Below are 19,402 nucleotides of genomic sequence, written 5' to 3' on the forward strand. Positions count from 1 at the left end.
CGCCGACCCAGGGCTGGGCTAGGGCAGCCAGGCCATCACCGCTAGCAGGGCGAAAAGGATCCCGATCAACACCCACGTCAGCCGTTGGGTATTCAAGGGGGGAGCAGCCTCGCGGCGGATGGGATCGGCGACTTTTGGCAGGGAAGCTGGGCGGCGGGGGCGCTCATAGACCAGACGGCGTTCCCCTGGCTCGGCCTCTTCCAGATGGCTGAGATCTGGGATTTCGAGCAACCACTCTGCTGGTCGCCGCAGACGCGGAGCCTGCCAGATGCCCAACACGTAGCGGGCCTGTTGAGCCACTTCCGGATCCGGGTTGCCCAGCAAGGTTTGCGCCAAGCGGATCGCCTCCTGGGTCTCTCCAAGGGCCTCCTCGGCCAGGGCCTGCCAGAGCCGCAGCTTGCCCGCTTGCGGGTAGCGGCTTTGGGCCTGTTTCACCTGTTCCAGAACCCGACGGTATTGTCCCCGCTCAAAGCTGGCCTCAATCCGGGCCAGATGCTGGGGCAGGCGCAAGTCTTCGGGAGGGATCAACTCCGGATCCACCGATAAACCCCCCTAGGTAAGCTTTTGTTCTACCCCAAACCCCACCAGCAGCAGCTCCTCCAAGGGCTGACCGTGAGGGGGTCGTTGGTAGGTGAGGATCTGGCGCAGGCGCAGGCGTGGGTTAAGCAAGGTGATGGTATCCACAGCAACGACGCGGGTGTAGGTGGTGGTCATCACCAGTTGCAGGGATCCGGGATCGAAGCGGAAGCTGGCCACTATGGGGCGGTCTTCCTCATAGGCCCGATCCCGCAAGTAGTCGCCCTCCAGCCCACGGGGCCCTTCTCGCCGGGGCACGAAGAGCATGTTTAGCTCTTGCCCAGCCTCCTCCCCTTTTTCGGAAACCGTCTCAAACGCCAGGTGGAAGCCCAAAAACCCGTCCACACCGTGGTTGGGGTAGTTGTTGTCGGCCAGGACCTTCTCCTTGAGCTCAGGGGTGAGGGTGCGAATGGTGAAGTCGGTGCGCGAACGCTCCACCTCCCCTCGATCCAAATAGTGGTAGGTGCGCTCGGTGTGCCAGGCGCCAATGCAGCAGTTGAAGAAGTGGTGAAATTTTTGCAGGGCATTCATGCCAGAGGGATCGAGAGCAGGGCCAAGTGGACGGCTAAACCCGATCCTAAAACGAATCGCAGACAAACAGGCACTCCCCTTCTCCCCCTCAGGTGTTAGCTGCCGCTGGGATCCCCTGGGCCACCGACAAAGTCGCCCCCAACACTTCCAAAGCCCGCTGCAACTGCCCATCCTCAGGGCCGCCCAGGCTTTCTGCCGTCAGGGGAACAGGGCCCGCGGCCACCTCCACATCGGGCTGGATCCCTTGGCGATGAATGTCGTGGCCGTTGGGGGTGAGGTATTTGGCAGTGGTCACGGCCAGCCCCGAGCCGTCCGCCAGCTCCAGCAGGGATTGGATCAGCCCCTTGCCGAAGGTGCGCGTTCCCACCAGTTGCGCCCGTCCGCTGTCCTGCAACGCCCCCGCCAAGACTTCGCTGGCGCTGGCACTGCCCTGGTTCACTAAGACGACCAAGGGGGCTGCCGTGAGGACTTCGCCGGTGGCGGGAATGCCGTCCTGAATGCCGTAGCGATCCGTCACTCGCACGATGTCGCCTTTGGGGATCCAAAAGCGAGCAATCTCAATGGCCGCCTGCAGTAACCCTCCGGGGTTGTTGCGCAGATCGAGGATGTAGCCCCGCACTCCTCGCGCTTCTGCGGCCTGGATGGCCTGACGCACTTGAGCGGCGGCATTGCCGTTAAACTGGCTGAGGCGGATGTAGGCTACCTCCCCCTGGGGCAGCTTGAAAAAACCGGTGCGCACCGGGTTGATCAGGATGGACTGCCGCACCAGCTCCACCTCCCAGATGCGCTCCTGCCGCCTTAGCCGTAGGCTAACGGTTGTGCCGCTGGGGCCGCGCATGCGTTCTGCCACCTCATCCAAGCTCAGCCCTGCCACTGGCACCTGATCCACCGCCAGGATCTCATCTTGAGGTTGGATCCCGGCCTGCTCGGCAGGAGTCCCCTCCATTGGGGCGATGACCCGTACTGCCCCCTGCCCGTCGATGGCAATCTGGAGGCCGACGCCGCTCAACTCGCCAGCAGTGGAAGTCTGCAGGCTGAGGTAGTGCTCCCTGTCCAAAAAGCGGGTGTAGGGATCCCCCAGAGTTGCCAGCATCTCCTCGATGGCCCGGTAGGTCTCTTGCCGATCCTTCAGGGGCCGAGAGAGAAAGCGCTGGCGCACCTGCCACCAGTTCTGTCCGTTGAAACCCGGATCCACGTAGGCCCGATCCACATAGGCCCACGCCTGCGCCAGCAGTTGCTGCTCTTCCCCCCAGCGGCTGGCCTGCACCTGACAGGCGCCAATGCCCAAACTCGCCCAGAGCAGGCACCCTAGCAACAAAACTCGGACAGCCTGGCGTAACCCCCATCCGATCCCCAACCCTCTGCAACTGCTTCCCCCAGATCTCGGCTTCTGCGCAATCATCGGATCCCAAACTGAAGAAGAAGCTAAGAAATACTAAGAAACGTGAACAAGATGAGACATCAGCAGGCGTTTGGGCTGTTGGTGTAGGGATCCCTGTCTCAAAGCTGAGCCCGACTTCATGATCGTGTTAACGAATTGTGTTACAGTGCTATAGGGAGTGGGCCCGCCCCGCCCTGGATATCCAACTCTAAAAATTGCAGGCATCATGAGCAAAGTTTACGACTGGCTAGACGAGCGGCTGGAGATCACGCCTTTCGTCGATGACGCAACCGGGAAATTCATTCCGCCCCACGTTAACATCTTCTACTGCCTCGGCGGCATCACGCTGGTGTGCTTCCTCATTCAGTTTGCCACCGGCTTTGCCATGACTTTTTACTACCGTCCAACGGTGGCCGAGGCTTTTGAATCGGTCAACTACATCATGACCCAGGTCAACTTCGGCTGGCTGCTGCGCTCCATCCACCGCTGGAGTGCTTCCATGATGGTGTTGATGATGATTCTACACACCTTCCGGGTTTACCTGACGGGGGGGTTCAAGAAGCCGCGCGAGCTGACCTGGGTAACCGGCGTGATCTTGGCGGTACTGACGGTTTCCTTTGGGGTTACCGGTTACTCCCTGCCTTGGGATCAGGTGGGCTATTGGGCAGTCAAGATCGTCTCCGGGGTGCCCAGTGCCATTCCGGTGGTGGGGGATGCCCTGGTCCAGCTTATCCGCGGCGGCGAGGCAGTTGGCCAAGCCACCCTCACCCGTTTCTACAGCCTGCACACCTTTGTGTTGCCTTGGCTGACGGCGGTCTTCATGACGATGCACTTTCTGATGATCCGCCGCCAGGGCATCTCCGGGCCTTTGTGATCCCAAACCGGTTCTTGTGAGCCGGGCACCCTGGATGCATCTTTTCAGAACTTTTGCCCTAGACAAGGAGAATGGCTATGCCGGTCTCAAAGCAAGTGATAGCAACCGAGGCGATTACCCGCAAAGTTGACCTAGACAATCCCAAAGTTTTGGCCAAGCTGAAGAAGAACATGGGCCACATGACCTACGGGGAGCCCGCTTGGCCCAACGATTTGCTCTTTATGTTCCCGGTGGTGATCCTGGGCACTATTGGGGTGATTGTCGGCCTGGCGGTCATGGATCCGGCGGGTGTCGGCGAGCCGGCGGATCCTTTTGCCACGCCGCTGGAAATTCTGCCGGAGTGGTATCTCTACCCCGCGTTTCACATTTTGCGCATTGCTCCCAACAAGCTCTTGGGCATTGCCCTGATGTCGGCCATTCCGGTCGGCCTTCTGTTTGTGCCTTTCATCGAAAACGTCAACAAGTTTCAGAATCCGCTGCGCCGCCCCGTGGCGACGACGGTGTTTTTGATCGGCACCTTGGTCACCCTCTATTTGGGCATTGGCGCCACCTTGCCTCTGGATAAGTGGGTCACCCTGGGCCTGTTCTAGAGGGCAGAATATCGGCTTGATAACTCTGAGTGCAGCAGGCCGGTGGCCGGGCTGCACTTTTTTTGGACGTGGGGGACTTTTCGGCAAACCTGGGGGCCAAGGGATGGTAATATCGCTACGCATTCTTTTGCTGTGACCGCCCATGAGCGTTCCTTCCTCTGCTGTCCGAACCTATCGGATTACAGCCCTAGCCGGAGATGGGATCGGTCCTGAAATCATGCAGGTGGGGCGGGCGGTTTTGGATGCGGTTGCCGCTCAGGTGGGGTTTTCCCTCCAGTGGCAGGAGGGCTTGATTGGCGGGGCCGCCTACGAAGCCACGGGGGATCCCTTGCCGCCAGAGACCTTGAAAATGGCCCAGGAGAGCGATGCTGTTTACTTGGCGGCAGTTGGCGACTTTAAGTACGACACCCTGCCGCGGGAGAAGCGCCCTGAGCGGGCTTTGTTGGGCTTGCGGGCGGGCCTGGGGCTGTTTGCCAACTTGCGCCCGGTGAAGATCTTTCCGCAACTGGTGCAGGCCTCTTCCCTCAAGCCGGAGGTGGTTGCCGGGATCGACCTGGTGGTGGTGCGGGAGCTCACCGGCGGCATCTACTTCGGCCAACCCAAAGGGATCTTCACAGATGCCAAGGGATCCCGGCGGGGTGTGAACACCATGGCCTACAGCGAGGCGGAGGTGGATCGCATTGCCCGTGTGGCTTTTGAACTGGCCCGCAAACGCCGGCGCAAGCTCTGCTCGGTGGATAAAGCCAATGTCCTGGAAGTGTCACAACTGTGGCGGGAGCGGGTTACCGCCATTGCGGCTGAGTACCCCGACGTGGAGCTGTCCCACCTGTACGTCGATAATGCTGCCATGCAGTTGGTGCGCTGGCCCAAGCAGTTTGACGTCATTCTCACGGAGAACCTCTTCGGGGATATCCTCTCCGACGAGGCGGCGATGCTGACCGGGTCCATCGGCATGTTGCCCTCTGCCTCTTTGGGATCCTCTGGCCCTGGGGTGTACGAACCCGTACACGGGTCAGCCCCGGATATTGCCGGACAAGACAAGGCCAACCCCATTGCCCAGGTGCTCTCCGGGGCAATGCTGCTGCGCTACTCCTTGGATCAGCCCCAGGCTGCCGACCGCATCGAACAGGCCGTCGAGGCGGTTTTGGCCCAGGGCTACCGCACTGCCGACATCTACTCTGAGGGGATGACCCTCGTCGGCTGTCGGGAAATGGGGGAAAAGATCTTGGCTGCTCTGGCCCAGCAGCAAGCCTCCCCCCAAGGATCGCTCTCAGCCCCTGGTGGTTGAGGGGAGGTTCCCTCGTCGCTGCCCTGCCCTGGTGGCACGGCTACTCCTCTCCCAGAGGGAGGGATTGTCCCGACTGGTAAATTCCTGGAAACGGCCCTAGGGGCAGCTTCTCCCCCTAGGCAAAGCGATGGCCAAGCTGCATTGGGTCGTGGACGGTGATCTTTTTCTTGTGGATGGAAATGTAGTTCTTCTTGCGCAGCTCCCCCAACAGACGAGTGATGGTGACGCGAGTGGAGCCGATCGCTTCCGCAATGGCCTGGTGGGATAGCTTGAGATCGATGGTGACTCCATTGGGGCCGGGCACCCCGAAGTCGCGGCAGAGGATCAGTAGAAAGCTGACCAGACGGGATCCCATGTCGCGGTGGGCCAGCGTCTCGATCATCATCTCCGTCTGCAAGATGCGGGAAGACAGGCTCTTGAGGAGCAACATGGAGAGCTCAGCGTTCTCCCGCAAGGATTTTTCCACCTGTTCGATGGGCAGAGAGAGCAGCTCGACGCGGGTAAAGGCCACCGCGTGATAGAAGCGGTCGGAGCGCTGCCCCGTGATGAAGGAGAGCACCCCAAAGATGCTGTTTTCCCGCAGGAGAGCGACGGTAATTTCTTCCCCCATTTCGTAGACCCGCGAGAGCTTGACAGCTCCTTTCACCAAAAAGTAAACCCGCTCCGCCGGATCCCCAGGAAAGAAGATGGTCTTACCGCGCTCAAACGTTTCGATAACCGGAGGATGGTGAGGCCCTCCCAACTGTTTGAAGGCTGCAACCAGAGATTTTTCTGCAATGGCCACTGCCATATTCTTCAACCTTTTAAGGTCAGTTTATCCCTTAGAATCAACCCAACAAGATCAGCCAGGAGTGCCGGGGTTGAGCTGCCCGCTATTGACCCAAGCCACCCTTGACTCAAAAATGACCTCGGCGGCAAGATTATCCTAAGCTAAAAGACTCTGCTTGGATATCTTTGTAGCAGGAGCTACATCTTTGAAGTCTTGTCTCCTGTCCAAGATATGCCTCTAGCGCACTGTTTTGGGACGGTGCAGGCGGGAGGTGCGAGGAAAGTTATATGGGGATCGCGCAGGGTGGGGTTGCCGCCCCTTCTCAGCTAAGCCGTCAGCATTTCACGGTGCGGATGCCGGAGCCGGCCAATCACCTTTTGGAGGTGGAACTACAGATCCAAGAGGTGGATCCAGAAGTACCTCTGCAACTGCGGCTGCCGGTGTGGACGCCGGGATCCTACCTGGTGCGGGAATATGCCCGCCATGTGCAAGAGTTTCAGGCAGCAACGGAGCAAGGGATCCCTTTGGCCTGGCGGAAGGTAGATAAGCACACTTGGGAGATCGAGCCGCCCCGCTGTTCGGCTGTCGCGATCCGCTATCGGGTCTACGCCTACGAGCTGACGGTGCGCACCAACCATTTGGATCTCACCCACGCCTACTTCAACGGGGCGGCGCTCTTTCTCTACGTGCCCGGTCGCGAGCGGGAGCCCTACACCTTGACGATAATCCCTCCCAAACCCGACTGGCACGTCGCCACCAGTTTGCGACCTTTGAGGTCTTCTTCTGAGGATGCTGCTTCCGGCCAGTCTTTTGTGGCGGCAGACTACGACGAGCTGGTGGATAGCCCGGTGGAGGTGGGCCTGCACCAGTTGCGGTCGTTTGCGGTGGAAGGGATCCCTCACTACTTCGTGGTCTGGGGAGCGGGCACCCTAAATTTGGAGCAAGCGGTGGCCGATGCCGAGAAAATTGTCCGGGCCACGGCGGCGTTTTTTGGCGAGCTGCCCTACGACCGCTACTGGTTTATTGTGCATTTGTCAGCCGGGGGATTTGGCGGCCTGGAGCACAAGTACAGTGCCACCCTCAATTATTCTGGACTGGAGCTGCATCAGCCCCACTCCTACCGCCGCTTTTTGGCGCTGCTGGCCCATGAGCTTTTCCATGCTTGGAACGTCAAGCGGCTGCGCCCTCTGGCTTTGGAGAAAATTAACTACAACCAAGAAAACTACGTGGACTGTCTGTGGTTTTGCGAGGGGGCAACCAGCTACTACGAAAATGTCATCTTGCTGCGGGCAGGGATCCTCAGCGCCGAAGATTTTTTAAAGATCCTGGCCGAGCAAATTGGCCGGCTGCAGCGCACTCCAGGTCGAGCCGTACAATCGCTGCGAGAATCCAGTTTCGACGCCTGGATCAAGCTCTACCGTCCCCACGAAAATAGCCTCAACAGCCAGGTTTCCTATTACCTAAAGGGCGCTTTGGTCTGCTGGCTGCTAGATCTGCACATTCGCCACCTCTCAGGGGGGCAGGGATCCCTGGACACGGCCCTGCGGGATCTGTGGCAGCGCTTTGGTCGGACAGAGAAAGGCTACAGCAACCAAGACTTGCAAGAGGCGTTTGAGCGGGCAGCCGGCGCCGATCTCAGCCCCTTTTTCGCCGCCTATGTGGACGGCACGGAAGAGCTAGACTACAACGCCTACCTCCACCCCTTTGGCCTCACCCTCAAGGTTCACTTCAGCCGACCCAACCCTCCCCCCTACCTGGGCCTCAACTTCAACGGCGAAGGCAATCGCATCAGCGCCGTCGAGATGGGATCCCCCGCTCAAAAAGCCGGCATCTGGGCTGGCGATGAGTTGGTGGCCTTGGATGGCTTCCGGGTAAGCGCTGCCAACTTGCCAGAACGCTTGGCGGCCTACCAGCCCCACCAGGCCATCTGCCTGAGCGTCTTTCAGGGCGATCAGTTGAAGCACTTCTGGATCCCCTTAGATCCACCTCGCCCGGATGTGTACACCCTCGAAGCCCTGCCAGAACTCACTCCCGCCCAGAAAGCGCTCCAACAAAGCTGGTTGGGATCCCTGCTCGGCTCTTCGGGACAAGATACGCCTCTTCTTGCCTGAGAATCTTGAAACAGGCGGGTAACCTAGTTAACCTAGACAAAAAGTAACAATAGGGGCAAGGAGCCAATCTGATGGACCTCGTTTTGGCTTTGTTAATTGGAGTGGCTGTTGGTTTCTCATTGGGTGTTTACGTTGCCCGCCGTTACAAGGCCAATCCTAGACCAGAGGCCTGGCAGCGAGAGGTCATTAGAGAGATATCTTCATGGCTGGGCCAAGAACTCGACAAAACCTTAATCAAGTTAGGAGAAGGTCTGCAGGTTTGGGGTAAGGATCTTACGCAGGCTATATCTGTAAAGCTAGCTGAACATAGTGAGCAGCTCAACAGTCGGCAAGCTATCCTAGAAAACTTAGTGAAAGAAGCTAGAGGTATCTATCAGCAACTACAGGTTGCTCTTAAAAAATCTTCCAGATTAGAGATATCCCAAGCTACAGATCAAAACTCTCAAAAAGAGCAGGCTGCCATCCATAAAACAATAAAGAATAGTCTACCAGACGATGTACCGAGAGATAAGGAAAAAGTAGCTGCTTCTAACATGCAAGAAGTTGACATGAAGATAAAATCTTTCTTAAACTCGAAAAAAATAAAGATCAAAAGAATATATAAGAGAAGCATAGATATGGAGAAAAAAGAGGAGAAGCTAGATCGAATAGCTGACCTTATGGGTCGTAAGTACTCTTTGATCAAAAGATTCTATGGAATGATTAAGTCAAATATGAACAGCGGAGACTCTTTCTCAATAAACCTTAGAGACGAACCTAAACAAGTAATTGGCACAACTTGCCAGGTTGCCACAGAGCTACGCCAGATTGAATTTTTGGAAGAGTATAGATACTATAAAGCGTCTAAGCGTCTGGAAGCAAGAGCCAGCAGATCTCCAGAAGCACAGAATTTTCTCTCAGGAAACTGGCTGGAGAGATACGTTAGGAATAGGTTGAGTTGCCTTGCTAAAAGGCAAACTGGGAAGATTGATTTTGCTTGCGTAGCAAATGCCGAAGTTACTTTGCTAGACAAAGATTATTTTGAGATGGATCTTCTCTTCCGCTTTAATGATCAATTTTACTGGGTAGAGTCGACGACAGGTGAGTACCAAGATAAAGTACAAAAGTACTCCAAGATTGCTTCTGACCTCCTTGGTCTTCAGAGAAACCAAGCCATCATGGTTTTGACCGACGTTAGTCAAGATGCAAAAACCCGTCTATCCTCTCTCTATCATTTGTCGGTCATCAGTGTTGATGAGGTTGAGGCTACATTTGAGAGGATCTTAAAAAGTCACCTTCGAGAAGTCTGAAAGGCACCCAAGAGCATTAGCTTAAGCCACAATTTTGACAGCTTGTTCCATACACCACCAGGGATCCTCCGCAAAAGCTGGCATGGGCGTGCTGCCCGCCTTGCCCAGAATGGCCAGCCTGACTTCTCTATCCAGACGGGATCCGGAGCCATAGGGATCGTCAGAGGGGGGCTCCAGCCTTTGTCCTAGAGGGGGCATTGCCATAATGCCCGGCTGCATGCCGGTACTGGTGACCCAGATTTTGAAGCGATCCACCGCCGTTTCTGTGTCTTCGGGCAGTTGCATCTGGAGCAGATAGCGAGGGCCAGAGCCAACTAATACGCTTTCGCTGGGGCGCAGGCGGGCAGGAGAGTCCGGCTGGTAGGGATAGACTAAACCGACGCTGCACTGCCGTTCGTCAAAGACTGTTACATAGACGTGCACCGGCGTAAGGGCCCTGTTGCGCAGGGCGATGGCGAGGTTGCGGCCTGCTTGAATTTGCACCTGGCCTTGGGGATCCCGCGGCAAAGGGCTAACTTCAGCAGGGCTAGAGCCACTGGCCGGCGTTTCCAGTTGCAGAAACTCTACTTCCAGAACACTGCTCAGAGCATCGCTGGCAGGTTGCAGGTTGAGGAGGTTGTCGAAGGCGGCCACATGTTCCAGCAGCCGCACCAGCTTGCGGGGCAGAGCCTGTGGCTTTTTTACCGGGATCCGAAAGGCTGCCAGCGCCACCTCTTCCTCCCGTCGGTAGAAGTGGTAGATGGCATCTGGCAGCATCTCTACCCGCAAGTCCGCTGCTTCTGGGTCGGTGTAGGCTAGAAGCGGCGAGGCCGGCAGAGCCGCCAGCAACTCGGCAACAGGCATTTGCGCTTGGCTGGGATCCGCACAGGTGAAGGCCACCCGCAACGGCTGAAACCGGACGGCAGACATGGGCGATCCTCAGAAAAAATCTCGTGATCCAGATCTACCGGATCCGCAGACCCAGCTCCAGCTTTGCCCTGTGCTGTAACGGCAAAGCATGGCAACGCATCCTGAACCAATCGGGCGTTCGCTTCAGCAGCGCGGAGCGCCTACGCTTGGGGAGAGATGCCTCACTGCCGGCATGGTGAATTAGGGACTAGCCACTGGCTAGCTAAGTGCGCTCGTAGAACCCAAAACTAGGAATCCCTACCCTTTAAGGCAGGGGGCAGGTCAACCAATTCTGAAGGGGTACCCATTACCTCGAGGGAAGTGCTTGCTTTCTGCCAAAGCAACCCGCTATGCTACCGCCCAGATTGAGGCATCTTTCTGTGGCAAGTCAGCAGCTTCGAGTCTATGTCCCCTCTCACCCGCTCATTAAGCACTGGTTAGCTGTGGCTCGCGACGTGGAAACCCCCACGCCCTTGTTTCGCAGTGCTCTATCGGAGCTGGGCCGCTGGCTGACCTACGAGGCGATGCGGGATTGGATCCCAACTCAGGCGGTGCAGGTGCAAACTCCTCTGGAACCTGCTGCAGCAGAAGTTATCGCCCCCAACACGCCGCTGGCCATCGTGCCTATTTTGCGGGCTGGGCTGGCCCTGCTGGAAGGCTGTCAGTCCCTCTTGCCCCAGGCACGGATTTTTCATGTGGGCCTGGTGCGGGACGAAAAGACGCTGCAGGTGAGTTGTTACCTCAATCGCCTGCCGGAGCGGATCCCGGAGCAGATGCGCATTCTCATCCCTGAGCCGATGTTGGCTACTGGCGGCACCTTGCTCTGGATCTTGGACGAGCTGAAAAAACGGGGAGCGGATCCCAGCTTAGTGAGAATTGTGAGCGTCTTGGCTGCTCCGCCGGGGCTGCAGCGGCTGGGATCCCATTACCCGATGGTGCAAATTTTCTGCGCCATGATCGACGAGCGGCTAAATGACCGGGGGTTTATCCTGCCCGGGCTGGGGGATGCTGGGGATCGCGCTTTCGGCACCTGATCCCTCAAAGGAATCGCGAGTCAAGAGGCTTGCTCTGCCGCTAGTATCGGCTGGGCACGGCAGCAGAGTGTAACATTTGGCATCAATTGCCCCAATGCCGCTCTGGGTGCTTCACTCCTCCAGAAGGTGGCCAAGAAGGGCACGTTGAATTAAACCTCTTCACTTCTGTCAAGGCTGTTGGATGATGGGAATGCTGGCCGCTTGAGCCCCAAGCCCGCCTCAGGGATCCGGCTTGCGCTCCTCGGGCTAGAGGCCGTTTGATCTGGCTAATTGACTGCTGCCAGCGCCTTTTCCTTTCCTGGGCTTATGCGACTTGTCCTCAGCAGTTTGGATGGCAGCCTCTTAGATCCCCAGTCCAACAGCTATGGCGCTGCCCGACAAGCTTTGGCGGCTTTGGAGCGCCGCTCCATTCCCTTAGTGCTCTACAGCCTGCGTACCCGCGCCCAACTGGAACATCTGTGTCGACAACTGCGCCTGGAGCATCCCTTCATCTGCGAGGACGGCTCCGCTATTTACGTTCCCGAACATTACTTTCCCGCAGGCATTTTGGACGAGCGCTGGCAACACCGCCCTCCCTACTACGTGTGTGCCCTGGGATTGCCCTACCCCTGCTTGCGCCACATTTTGCAACAGGTGCGCCAAGATTACCACTTGGATCTCATCGGGTTCGGGGATTGGACAGCCTCGGAGCTAGCTGCCGCCACTGGGATCCCTTTGGAGGAAGCAGAACGGGTGCAAAAGCGGGAATATAGCGAGATTTTCAGCTATTCCGGGGATCCAGCAAGGCTGCGAGAAGCCCTTGCCCAACAAGAGGCCACCCTCACCCAGCACTTGTTACGGCTGCACCAGCTCCACTTCTCCGACCCCTCGCGGTGGTATTTGACCGGCTGGAGGCGGACAACCTTAACCTCAGAGCCCAGTTCCCTACCGGGAGAACAGGCGGTGCGGCTGCTCCTGGATTGCTACCAGCGGCATTTGGGCCCTGTCAGGGCCTTGGGCATCGGCTGCTCCCCCCCAGATTTGGCTTTTTTGCGGTGGGTGGAGCGGAAAGTAGTGCTTCCCAGCCCAATTGCGGATAGCCTCTGGAAGGAGGCCGTTCGCCTCGGCGGGCCAGAGGTTCAGACCCAGTGGCAACTGGCCCGGCTCCCCGGTCCTGAGGGGTGGAACGAAGTGGTGTTGAGGTGGCTGGAGGAAACCGATCATGGGGATGAATAAGCAACAAACCGGTGGACGGACTGCTCCCTTGGGCCTGCGTGTGGTGGGATGCCTGCTGAGTTTGGCGCTAGGACTGCCTGCCTCTGCCCAGCCGCCTATGAATCTGCTCACCGGGGAGCCGACAGTGGCCCAACTCAAGGAAGATGCAGCCCGCTACCTGCAGATGGGCTTTCACACCCTAGCCATCAACGCCTACCGGGCCGCCCTTGAGCTGGAAGACAAAACCAAAGTTCTCCCCAGCGAGCGGGATCCCGACGTGCCTTTTAACCTTGGCCTGATCTACGCCCGCCAGGGCAACCTCCCAGAGGCGCGAGCTGCCTTCCAACGTGCCGTAGAAGTGGATCCCACTAGCTTTAAGGCACGCTACCAATTGGCTCTGGTGGATCTTAAGTTAGGGAACCTGGTAGCGGCCAAGGAGCAGCTTACCCTCTTGGCCCATGCTGCCCGCAGCAATCCCGAAACCTACAGCCACATCCAGTCCCTGCTGGCCCCCCTGGAGTCGGTGCCCTTGCCCAACCAGCAGGCCAGCAACCCGCCTCGCCCTCCAGCCGCTGAGCCAGAAGCAGCCAAGCCTGCGCTCGAGCCCGAAAGGGACAAGACAACCACTCCACGGGCAGCCGCCTCGAAAAAGCAGCCAGAAGAGGAGAAGCCTCTCTCGGCCTTGCAACGGCTACGTCGGCGGGAGTTGGACTAGTCCAAACCGGGCCCAGACAGCTACAGCTTAGGAAGGAGAGCTAACCCCCCCCCGAGAGCTACTGGGAGTGGAGCTTTCCCCAGCGCGCTTGACACTTAGGGCATAAAAAAAGGCTGGTATTAAACAGCACTTTTCAAGCTTGCAGGAGCAGCAGTAGAATCCTGCTAGCAAGGCAGCAGAGGCGGGATCCCTTCATGAAAGATTTCTATAGCGAGCTGGAGGTAAAACCCGACGCGACCTCTGAAGAAATCAAAGAGAGCTACAGGCGGCTTGCCAAAGAGTATCATCCCGATCGGCTTCCTCCCGGTACACCGGAAAAGGCCCGACGGTACATCGAAGAAAAATTTAAGTCCCTTCAAGAAGCCTATTCAGTGCTGAGTGATCCCGTAAAGCGGAAAGCCTACGATTCCCAGAGGCTTTTCCAAACGAAAGGAAACGAACGTGATCTAGGTCTAAAAGCCAAACCAAGCTACAGCACACAAGACGGCAGCACTTGGCCGTTTGACCCTGACAAGATACAGAAAGCTGCCGAGGAGATAGAGCTGCGGAGGCGAAGGATTGAAACCAACTATAACCAGAAAATAGAGCAAGTGAAGTCAGAGCTAAAGAGAAACCTTATTTTAATCGGCATTAAGGAAGAGGATGCCAGAGTTGACTATACCTTCCTTACTAGAGACGAAAACATACAGAGCTGCTTTGTCTTTTTGTTTTTGGGCTTGTTGGCTTTCTTAGGAGGCTGGGGATGGATTGGTGCTATACTCGTACTCATTGCTTTGGTATCCGCTTGGTCGGCATTTTTTGAATCTGGGTATAGTAAAGAGCAAGTGGAAAAAGCCAAAAGTCTCCAAGAAAGGGCAAAGTCAGAAATGGAACTGCGCGAGAAAGAAAAAAGCTCAGAGCTCTCTCAACTGACGCTTTACTGCAGGAGCAGGATCGACTACTTTAAGAGTCTCCCCCTTGAGTCTTTATCCCCTGAGTTTATAAGCGGGCTTAGCGGAGAGGATCAACTCTTCCTGTTGACAGCGATAAAGGAAAGAGCCGACGCTGAAAAGCTAAAGGAGGATCTGAAACTAGCAGCTGGGATCGCTGTCGGTATTGGCATATTAGCCGTCTTGTTTGGTTTGGGCGGCGGATTCTACCCCCATTGATTCTGCTTCCTAAGCCGGCAGGAGCAGTAAAACTTTGGGGTCTGGATCCTCAGACGAGTTTTTTGGCGGCAAAACCAGACTTTGCCACTCTTGGTAGCTGAGGCCAAGCCGAGTCATTTCAGTGATTTCGTATCTGTAGCCTTCCAGTCTCCTGTCCAATTCGATCATGGACTGGGCAGCCGCTATAACCTGATTTGCTCGACTGATGATAGCTTCTCTCCGAGGAGGATCCCAAACTATGCGATCCAAGACTGTCCACCAGCTTGGATCAATCAAACGTGGGGCAATGAGGGCAAGGATAGCATTCTTAGATCTTGTCGGCATACTATCAAAATAGGATTCAATGCTTTGTGCGCTGAAAATATCTGGTCGTATATATTTGTCAAACAGCTTATCCACATCCGATTCACCCTTTACATACTTGAGAATCTCCACGACGCTTGATAGGCTAACTCCTTCTTGGTAAGCCTTGTGAAGATATACTGAAGGTTTCGTGGTCAACAAAAGCTCGACATACTTTCTAATACCAGGTCTTAGAATCTCCTCTGCCTCCGCCAGGCGTTTCAGAGCTATCTCATGTTCCTCCATCTCTAGGTAGCATTCAATCTCTGTAACATAGACTAAAGATAGGATTAAGATGTACTCGCAAGCCAAAATGCCGTCGTTCTTGTTCCAATTGGAATCCCACGCAGCTAGATAATAGTGCTCAGCCTCAAGCAGAGGCTGAATGACCTCGGTTACCAATCGCTTCCTGTTGGTCGAAGAAGACATCTTCAAAGCTATTTCTGCAACGTCGATAGCAGACTTAGCTTTGGCAAGAAGCGATCTATCTATGGATTCTCGAAGACTTTCTACGGATGCTTGAAGACTTTGGATTCGAGAATCGATTTGATTGAGTTTAGAGGTAACGACTGCAAAGTCTACGGCAGACAAACCCAAGTTAGTTAGACCAATAGCAGCATTGAATTTGGTTAAGCCTAAGACAGTGTTTAGTTTACCTCTAGTGTCAATTAGTCTTAGGTTGATCTGCCTCAACTGAATGTTGGCAATAATCCCGTTGACTATGTCCACTGCCGGGATGCAATTGCTAATGCTATCTGCGAGTGTCAAGCCTCCAGTTTCTCTCAGCCAGGCCACCACCCGCTTAGAGGCCACTTCTCGCACCACGCCGCCTACGCCTCGTAGGTTCCATTCTGCAGGCCTTTCAGGATGGCTTCGGGGATCTCGAGGATGACTTGCTCGGCAACCATGAGTCAGGAGCTCCCTGCGTTTGCTGCCGTCAAACTAGCACAGAGAAAACCTTCTGAAAATACTTGTACTTGGAGAGTTCGCCAAGGTTTATTCTCAGTTACAGGGGCAAGAGCCTAGCATAGAGATCTAGCCCTCCTCGCTGTTGCGTTGCCGCCATGTCTGAGCCTGCCGGTCGTCTGGTTTGGAACCACTCCACCCACATTTCCGGGCTGATTCCTGTTCTGGAGCGCCTGACTCGACAACCTGGCATTAAAACCGTAACGCCAGGTGCTCTGTCTTGCAGTCGCGGGCGGATCCCGCAGTTGCAGTTGCGGGTTTCCGTGCCCATTCGAGGGGGCTACAAGTTGGTGGCCCGCAAGGGCAGCAGCGTGCAAGAGGTCTTCGTGGTTACCGACCTCAGCCAGTTGGAGCTGGAAGCAGCGATTCGCCGCTGCTTGGAGTAGATTGGGGTTTTCTTGGCAACGCAGTCCTGCTTTGGGCGCGCCATGTCCCGTGCTAGCCTCAAGCCCGCCCGCATTAGCGCTGTGGTGCCCGGATCCCTGGCGGCAAAGGTGGGCATTCGGCCAGGGGAGGCCCTGGTGAGCATCAACGGCGAGAAGCCCCGCGATCTCATTGACTATCGCTTCTTGTGTGCCGATGAATATCTCTGCCTGGAGATCCTGGACAGCCAAGGGATCCGGCGCATCGTCGAGCTGGAAAAAGACATCGATGAAGATCTGGGGCTGGAGTTTGAGACGGCTTTGTTCGATGGCCTCATCCAATGCACCAACGCCTGCCCCTTTTGCTTCATCGACCAACAGCCCCCTGAAATGCGGGCAACGCTGCACCTTAAAGACGACGACTACCGCCTCAGCTTTCTCTACGGCAGCTACCTCACCCTTACCAACTTGACCGCTGCCGAATGGGATCGCATCGCCCGCCTGCGCCTTTCCCCCCTCTATGTCTCGGTTCATGCCACGGAGCCGGAGCTGCGCAGCCGCCTGCTCAAAAACCCGCGCGCCGGTCTGATCCTGGAGCAGTTGGCCTGGTTTCGCCAACACCGCCTGCAAGTGCATGCCCAGGTGGTGGTCTGCCCGGGCTGGAACGATGGAGAGCACCTCACCCGCACGCTCTTGGATCTGGCCGCTTTTCGCCAACCTGTCGAAGGGATCCCAACCGTCCTCTCGGTGGCGGTGGTACCGGTGGGGCTGACCCGCTTCCGCCCCCCCAATGACGAGCTGATCCCGGTGGATCCCGCCAAGGCGGCGGAGGTGATTGCGCAGGTAGAAGCGCTGCAGGCGCAGTTTCGGCAAGAATTGGGGTCCACCTTTGCCTGGCTGGCCGACGAGTGGTACTTGCTGGCAAATCGAGAATTGCCGCCGGCAGAGCACTATGAAGATTACCCCCAACTGGGGAATGGAGTGGGATCCCTGCGCCTGTTCTTGAGCGAGTTTGAGCAGGTGCGGCTGCCGACTGGGATCCCTTCTCCTCTCAAAGTTCTCTGGGTGGTGGGCAACGCAGTGGAGCGAGCCTTCCAGCCGGTGGTGGAGCGGATGAACAGCATCCCCAGGTTGCAGTTGCATCTTCTGCCCATTGCCAGCCAATTCTGGGGACAAACCCTGACGGTAACCGGACTGTTGACGGGGCAAGACATTCTGGGCGCTTTGAAATCGGTTGAAAACTTGGCAAGTTACGACGGCCTGCTTTTGCCCCAGATCGCCCTCAAGGATGGGGAGCGCTTTTTGGACGATCTCACCTGGCAAGAGTTGCAGGCCCAAGTGGGGATCCCGGTGATGCGGGTGGATGGGGGCCCGGCGGGCTTGCTGCAGGCGGTGCAGCGGCTAGGATCAAGGGCGACCTCGAGCGGGACGCTGTGAGGCTATGCAGCGGCTACAGCGAGGGTTGGTTCTCTTGCTTTGGGCGGGGCTGGGGATCCTGGCCATCACAGCTTTGGCCTCTTTCTATGTCGATCTGGCCTGGTTTGCCGAGCTGAATGCCCTGCCGGTGCTCTGGACGCGGGTGCTGGCTCGCTGGGGGCTGGGCCTGGGCGCCTTTGCCTTTGCCCTGGCGGTGGTGGGATCCAACATCCGCGCCTGCTGGCGGGGGGCAAGCACAGCCGGGGCCTGGGCCATTGCCCTGGGGTTGAGCGGCGGCTTGGCCTGGTCTCTTTCTCAGCACTGGTTCGCGCTGCTGCTCTGGTTGCACCAAGTCCCTGTCGGCGAGTCCGATCCAATCTTCGGTCGCGACCTGGGCTTTTTTCTTTTCGGCCTGCCCTTCTGGGAGACGCTGCAGCAGTGGTGCTTCAACCTAGTGCTGCTCACTTTGATCACGGTGGCGCTTATTTACCTAGTGGAGCTGGGGCTATCGGAGCAGCGGCTGACGCTGGCTCTGTCTTTATTTGCCCAACGGCACCTGCTGATCTTGGGGGGAGCTCTGTTTTTGCTTCGTGCCTGGGGCCATTGGCTGGAGCGCTACGAGCTGCTCTATTCCACCCGCGGCGTCGTCTTTGGCGCCGGCTTTGCCGATGTGCACGCCACTTTGCCAGCTACCACGTTGATGAGCGGGGTGGCTTTCCTGACAGCAGTTGGCTTCTGGGCTTTGGCCCGCCAGGGGATCCGATTCAACCTTCCCTTGTTCAAGTCTTGGTGCCCTGCCTGGGCCAGTTCCCTGCTGGCGCCGGCCCTGCTCTGGGGGGCCTACCTGGGGTTTGGGCTGCTGACCACCCGGCTTTACCCGCAACTGCTGCAAACCCTTTTGGTCACGCCCAACGAGCTGGAGCTGGAGCGCCCCTACATCGAGCACAACATCCGTTTTACTCGCGCCGGCTTTGGCCTGGCCGAGGTGGAGGTCAAGCCCTTCCCAGAAGAGGGATCCCTGACCTGGGAGATCCTGCAGCAAAATCAATCCACCCTGCGCAACGTGCGTCTTTGGGATACAGAACCCCTCTTGGCCACCTATCGCCAACTGCAGGAGATCCGCCCTTACTACCAATTTCCCTATGTGGATGTGGATCGCTACCGCATCGGGGGAGAGCTGCGCCAAGTGATGCATGCAGCGCGCGAGCTGGACTTTGCCCAGGTACCACCGGCTGCCCAAACTTGGGTTAACCGGCGCTTTTTCTACACCCACGGCTATGGCCTCACCCTCAGCCCAGTCAACGTGGTTACTGCTGAGGGGCTGCCGGACTTTTTCCTATCGGATATCCCACCGCGGGTTTCCCCCCGCTATCCAGAGGTGGCGCAGGTGCTGCGGGTGGAGCAGCCGGCCCTCTACTACAGCGAGCTGACCACCACCGACGTGTTCGTGGGGGCCGAGGCGCGTGAGCTGGACTATCCCGCTGCCGATCGCTATGTCTACAGCAGCTACCGCGGCACGGGCGGCGTGCCCATCCCCCACCTCTGGCAACGGCTTCTCTACGCCTGGCACTTCCGGGATCTGCGCATCCTTCTCAGCCGCGAGCTCTCCCCCAGCACCCGCTTCCTCTATCGCCGCCAAATCCGGGAACGGGTGCGCCAGGTGATGCCCTTTTTGCTCTACGACCAGGATCCCTACCTGGTAATTCAAGGGGGCAGGCTCTACTGGTTTTTCGATGCCTACACCACCAGCAGCCGCTACCCCTACTCGGAGCATCTGCCCGGCTTCCCCTTCAACTACATCCGCAACTCTGTCAAGGCGGTGCTGGACGCCTACAACGGCAGCATCGACTGGTACATTGCCGACCCTCGGGATCCCCTCATCCAAGCCTACGCCCGCATCTACCCCACCCTGTTCAAGCCGCTAGAGG

At 57.4% G+C, this 19,402-nt stretch carries 18 protein-coding genes; 12 read left to right on the top strand and 6 right to left on the bottom strand.

Annotated features, from left to right (window positions below; genetic code table 11):
* Positions 1-18: 18 nt before the first annotated feature.
* The 3 genes from GG26_RS10790 to GG26_RS10800 are packed head-to-tail and all read right to left on the bottom strand — an operon-like array spanning position 19 to position 2,509.
* Positions 19-540, bottom strand: coding sequence for a hypothetical protein (locus tag GG26_RS10790; protein WP_228375239.1), 522 nt, complete (start codon positions 538-540; stop codon positions 19-21).
* 12 nt (positions 541-552) lie between these two features.
* Positions 553-1,173 (bottom strand): phycobiliprotein lyase, encoded by a 621-nt coding sequence (locus tag GG26_RS10795; protein WP_228375241.1) that lies wholly within the window; start codon positions 1,171-1,173, stop codon positions 553-555.
* Positions 1,174-1,195: 22 nt separating this feature from the next.
* The gene (locus tag GG26_RS10800; protein ID WP_414390513.1) at positions 1,196-2,509 is read right to left on the bottom strand and encodes a S41 family peptidase; all 1,314 of its coding nucleotides are present in this window, start codon (positions 2,507-2,509) and stop codon (positions 1,196-1,198) included.
* Positions 2,510-2,714: 205 nt separating this feature from the next.
* Between GG26_RS10800 and petB the strand changes: the two genes are divergently transcribed.
* The 3 genes from petB (at position 2,715) to leuB (ending at position 5,240) form a co-directional block, all read left to right on the top strand.
* Positions 2,715-3,362 carry a cytochrome b6 gene (petB, locus tag GG26_RS10805; protein ID WP_011430625.1) on the top strand — a complete coding sequence of 216 codons (648 nt, stop codon included), beginning with the start codon at positions 2,715-2,717 and terminating at the stop codon, positions 3,360-3,362.
* Positions 3,363-3,439: 77 nt separating this feature from the next.
* Entirely contained in the window at positions 3,440-3,952 is a 513-nt protein-coding gene (petD, locus tag GG26_RS10810) for a cytochrome b6-f complex subunit IV (RefSeq protein WP_049749760.1), read from the top strand.
* A gap of 142 nt (positions 3,953-4,094) precedes the next feature.
* On the top strand, positions 4,095-5,240 hold the full coding sequence (gene leuB, locus GG26_RS10815; RefSeq protein WP_011430627.1) for a 3-isopropylmalate dehydrogenase: 1,146 nt from the start codon (positions 4,095-4,097) through the stop codon (positions 5,238-5,240).
* 115 nt (positions 5,241-5,355) lie between these two features.
* On the opposite strand, the gene ntcA is transcribed toward leuB, so the two are convergent.
* A complete protein-coding gene (gene ntcA, locus GG26_RS10820; RefSeq protein ID WP_011430628.1) occupies positions 5,356-6,030 on the bottom strand; it encodes a global nitrogen regulator NtcA in 675 nt (224 codons plus the stop codon).
* A 266-nt stretch (positions 6,031-6,296) separates the two neighbouring features.
* Between ntcA and GG26_RS10825 the strand changes: the two genes are divergently transcribed.
* Together GG26_RS10825 and GG26_RS10830 are read left to right on the top strand one after the other, a co-directional pair.
* On the top strand, positions 6,297-8,120 hold the full coding sequence (locus tag GG26_RS10825) for a M61 family metallopeptidase (RefSeq protein ID WP_414390518.1): 1,824 nt from the start codon (positions 6,297-6,299) through the stop codon (positions 8,118-8,120).
* A 71-nt stretch (positions 8,121-8,191) separates the two neighbouring features.
* A complete protein-coding gene (locus GG26_RS10830; protein WP_414390521.1) occupies positions 8,192-9,409 on the top strand; it encodes a hypothetical protein in 1,218 nt (405 codons plus the stop codon).
* Between the two features lie 21 nt (positions 9,410-9,430).
* Here the strand turns inward: GG26_RS10830 and GG26_RS10835 are convergent, their stop codons facing one another.
* Complete coding sequence (locus GG26_RS10835; RefSeq protein ID WP_099887431.1) at positions 9,431-10,318, bottom strand: hypothetical protein; 888 nt, start codon at positions 10,316-10,318, stop codon at positions 9,431-9,433.
* Between the two features lie 329 nt (positions 10,319-10,647).
* On the opposite strand from GG26_RS10835, the gene upp reads away from it, so the two are divergent.
* The 4 genes from upp to GG26_RS10855 all read left to right on the top strand — a co-directional run bounded on the left by upp (position 10,648) and on the right by GG26_RS10855 (position 14,388).
* Positions 10,648-11,331, top strand: a complete 684-nt coding sequence (gene upp / locus GG26_RS10840; RefSeq protein ID WP_414390524.1) for a uracil phosphoribosyltransferase — start codon at positions 10,648-10,650, stop codon at positions 11,329-11,331.
* Positions 11,332-11,637: 306 nt separating this feature from the next.
* On the top strand, positions 11,638-12,546 hold the full coding sequence (locus GG26_RS10845) for an HAD hydrolase family protein (protein WP_099813378.1): 909 nt from the start codon (positions 11,638-11,640) through the stop codon (positions 12,544-12,546).
* Positions 12,539-13,240, top strand: coding sequence for a tetratricopeptide repeat protein (locus GG26_RS10850; RefSeq protein WP_228375243.1), 702 nt, complete (start codon positions 12,539-12,541; stop codon positions 13,238-13,240). Before GG26_RS10845 ends, GG26_RS10850 begins: the two co-directional genes overlap by 8 nt.
* Positions 13,241-13,434: 194 nt before the next feature.
* On the top strand, positions 13,435-14,388 hold the full coding sequence (locus tag GG26_RS10855; RefSeq protein WP_414390527.1) for a J domain-containing protein: 954 nt from the start codon (positions 13,435-13,437) through the stop codon (positions 14,386-14,388).
* Positions 14,389-14,397: 9 nt separating this feature from the next.
* On the opposite strand, the gene GG26_RS10860 is transcribed toward GG26_RS10855, so the two are convergent.
* A complete protein-coding gene (locus GG26_RS10860) occupies positions 14,398-15,555 on the bottom strand; it encodes a hypothetical protein (RefSeq protein WP_414390530.1) in 1,158 nt (385 codons plus the stop codon).
* A gap of 239 nt (positions 15,556-15,794) precedes the next feature.
* On the opposite strand from GG26_RS10860, the gene GG26_RS10865 reads away from it, so the two are divergent.
* The 3 genes from GG26_RS10865 to GG26_RS10875 all read left to right on the top strand — a co-directional run.
* A complete protein-coding gene (locus GG26_RS10865) occupies positions 15,795-16,082 on the top strand; it encodes a DUF2103 domain-containing protein (protein ID WP_011430637.1) in 288 nt (95 codons plus the stop codon).
* Positions 16,083-16,124: 42 nt separating this feature from the next.
* Positions 16,125-17,495, top strand: coding sequence for a TIGR03279 family radical SAM protein (locus GG26_RS10870; RefSeq protein ID WP_414390533.1), 1,371 nt, complete (start codon positions 16,125-16,127; stop codon positions 17,493-17,495).
* Between the two features lie 4 nt (positions 17,496-17,499).
* On the top strand, positions 17,500-19,402 hold a 1,903-nt coding region (locus GG26_RS10875; RefSeq protein WP_414390536.1), incomplete at its 3' end, for a UPF0182 family protein.

Origin of the sequence: Synechococcus sp. 'PEA 65AY6A-5F PE A' (assembly GCF_047462575.1) — a bacterium.
GTDB lineage: Bacteria > Cyanobacteriota > Cyanobacteriia > Thermostichales > Thermostichaceae > Thermostichus.

Bases quoted from the DNA above. Each gene is read 5' to 3' on its own strand.
- GG26_RS10845 (WP_099813378.1), top strand. From the start codon at position 11,638: ATGCGACTTGTCCTCAGCAGTTTGGATGGCAGCCTCTTAGATCCCCAG.
- GG26_RS10830 (WP_414390521.1), top strand. From the start codon at position 8,192: ATGGACCTCGTTTTGGCTTTGTTAATTGGAGTGGCTGTTGGTTTCTCA.
- GG26_RS10800 (WP_414390513.1), bottom strand. From the start codon at position 2,509: ATGATTGCGCAGAAGCCGAGATCTGGGGGAAGCAGTTGCAGAGGGTTG.
- upp (WP_414390524.1), top strand. From the start codon at position 10,648: ATGCTACCGCCCAGATTGAGGCATCTTTCTGTGGCAAGTCAGCAGCTT.
- GG26_RS10850 (WP_228375243.1), top strand. From the start codon at position 12,539: ATGAATAAGCAACAAACCGGTGGACGGACTGCTCCCTTGGGCCTGCGT.
- ntcA (WP_011430628.1), bottom strand. From the start codon at position 6,030: ATGGCAGTGGCCATTGCAGAAAAATCTCTGGTTGCAGCCTTCAAACAG.
- GG26_RS10855 (WP_414390527.1), top strand. From the start codon at position 13,435: ATGAAAGATTTCTATAGCGAGCTGGAGGTAAAACCCGACGCGACCTCT.
- petB (WP_011430625.1), top strand. From the start codon at position 2,715: ATGAGCAAAGTTTACGACTGGCTAGACGAGCGGCTGGAGATCACGCCT.
- leuB (WP_011430627.1), top strand. From the start codon at position 4,095: ATGAGCGTTCCTTCCTCTGCTGTCCGAACCTATCGGATTACAGCCCTA.
- GG26_RS10835 (WP_099887431.1), bottom strand. From the start codon at position 10,318: ATGTCTGCCGTCCGGTTTCAGCCGTTGCGGGTGGCCTTCACCTGTGCG.
- petD (WP_049749760.1), top strand. From the start codon at position 3,440: ATGCCGGTCTCAAAGCAAGTGATAGCAACCGAGGCGATTACCCGCAAA.
- GG26_RS10865 (WP_011430637.1), top strand. From the start codon at position 15,795: ATGTCTGAGCCTGCCGGTCGTCTGGTTTGGAACCACTCCACCCACATT.
- GG26_RS10870 (WP_414390533.1), top strand. From the start codon at position 16,125: ATGTCCCGTGCTAGCCTCAAGCCCGCCCGCATTAGCGCTGTGGTGCCC.
- GG26_RS10825 (WP_414390518.1), top strand. From the start codon at position 6,297: ATGGGGATCGCGCAGGGTGGGGTTGCCGCCCCTTCTCAGCTAAGCCGT.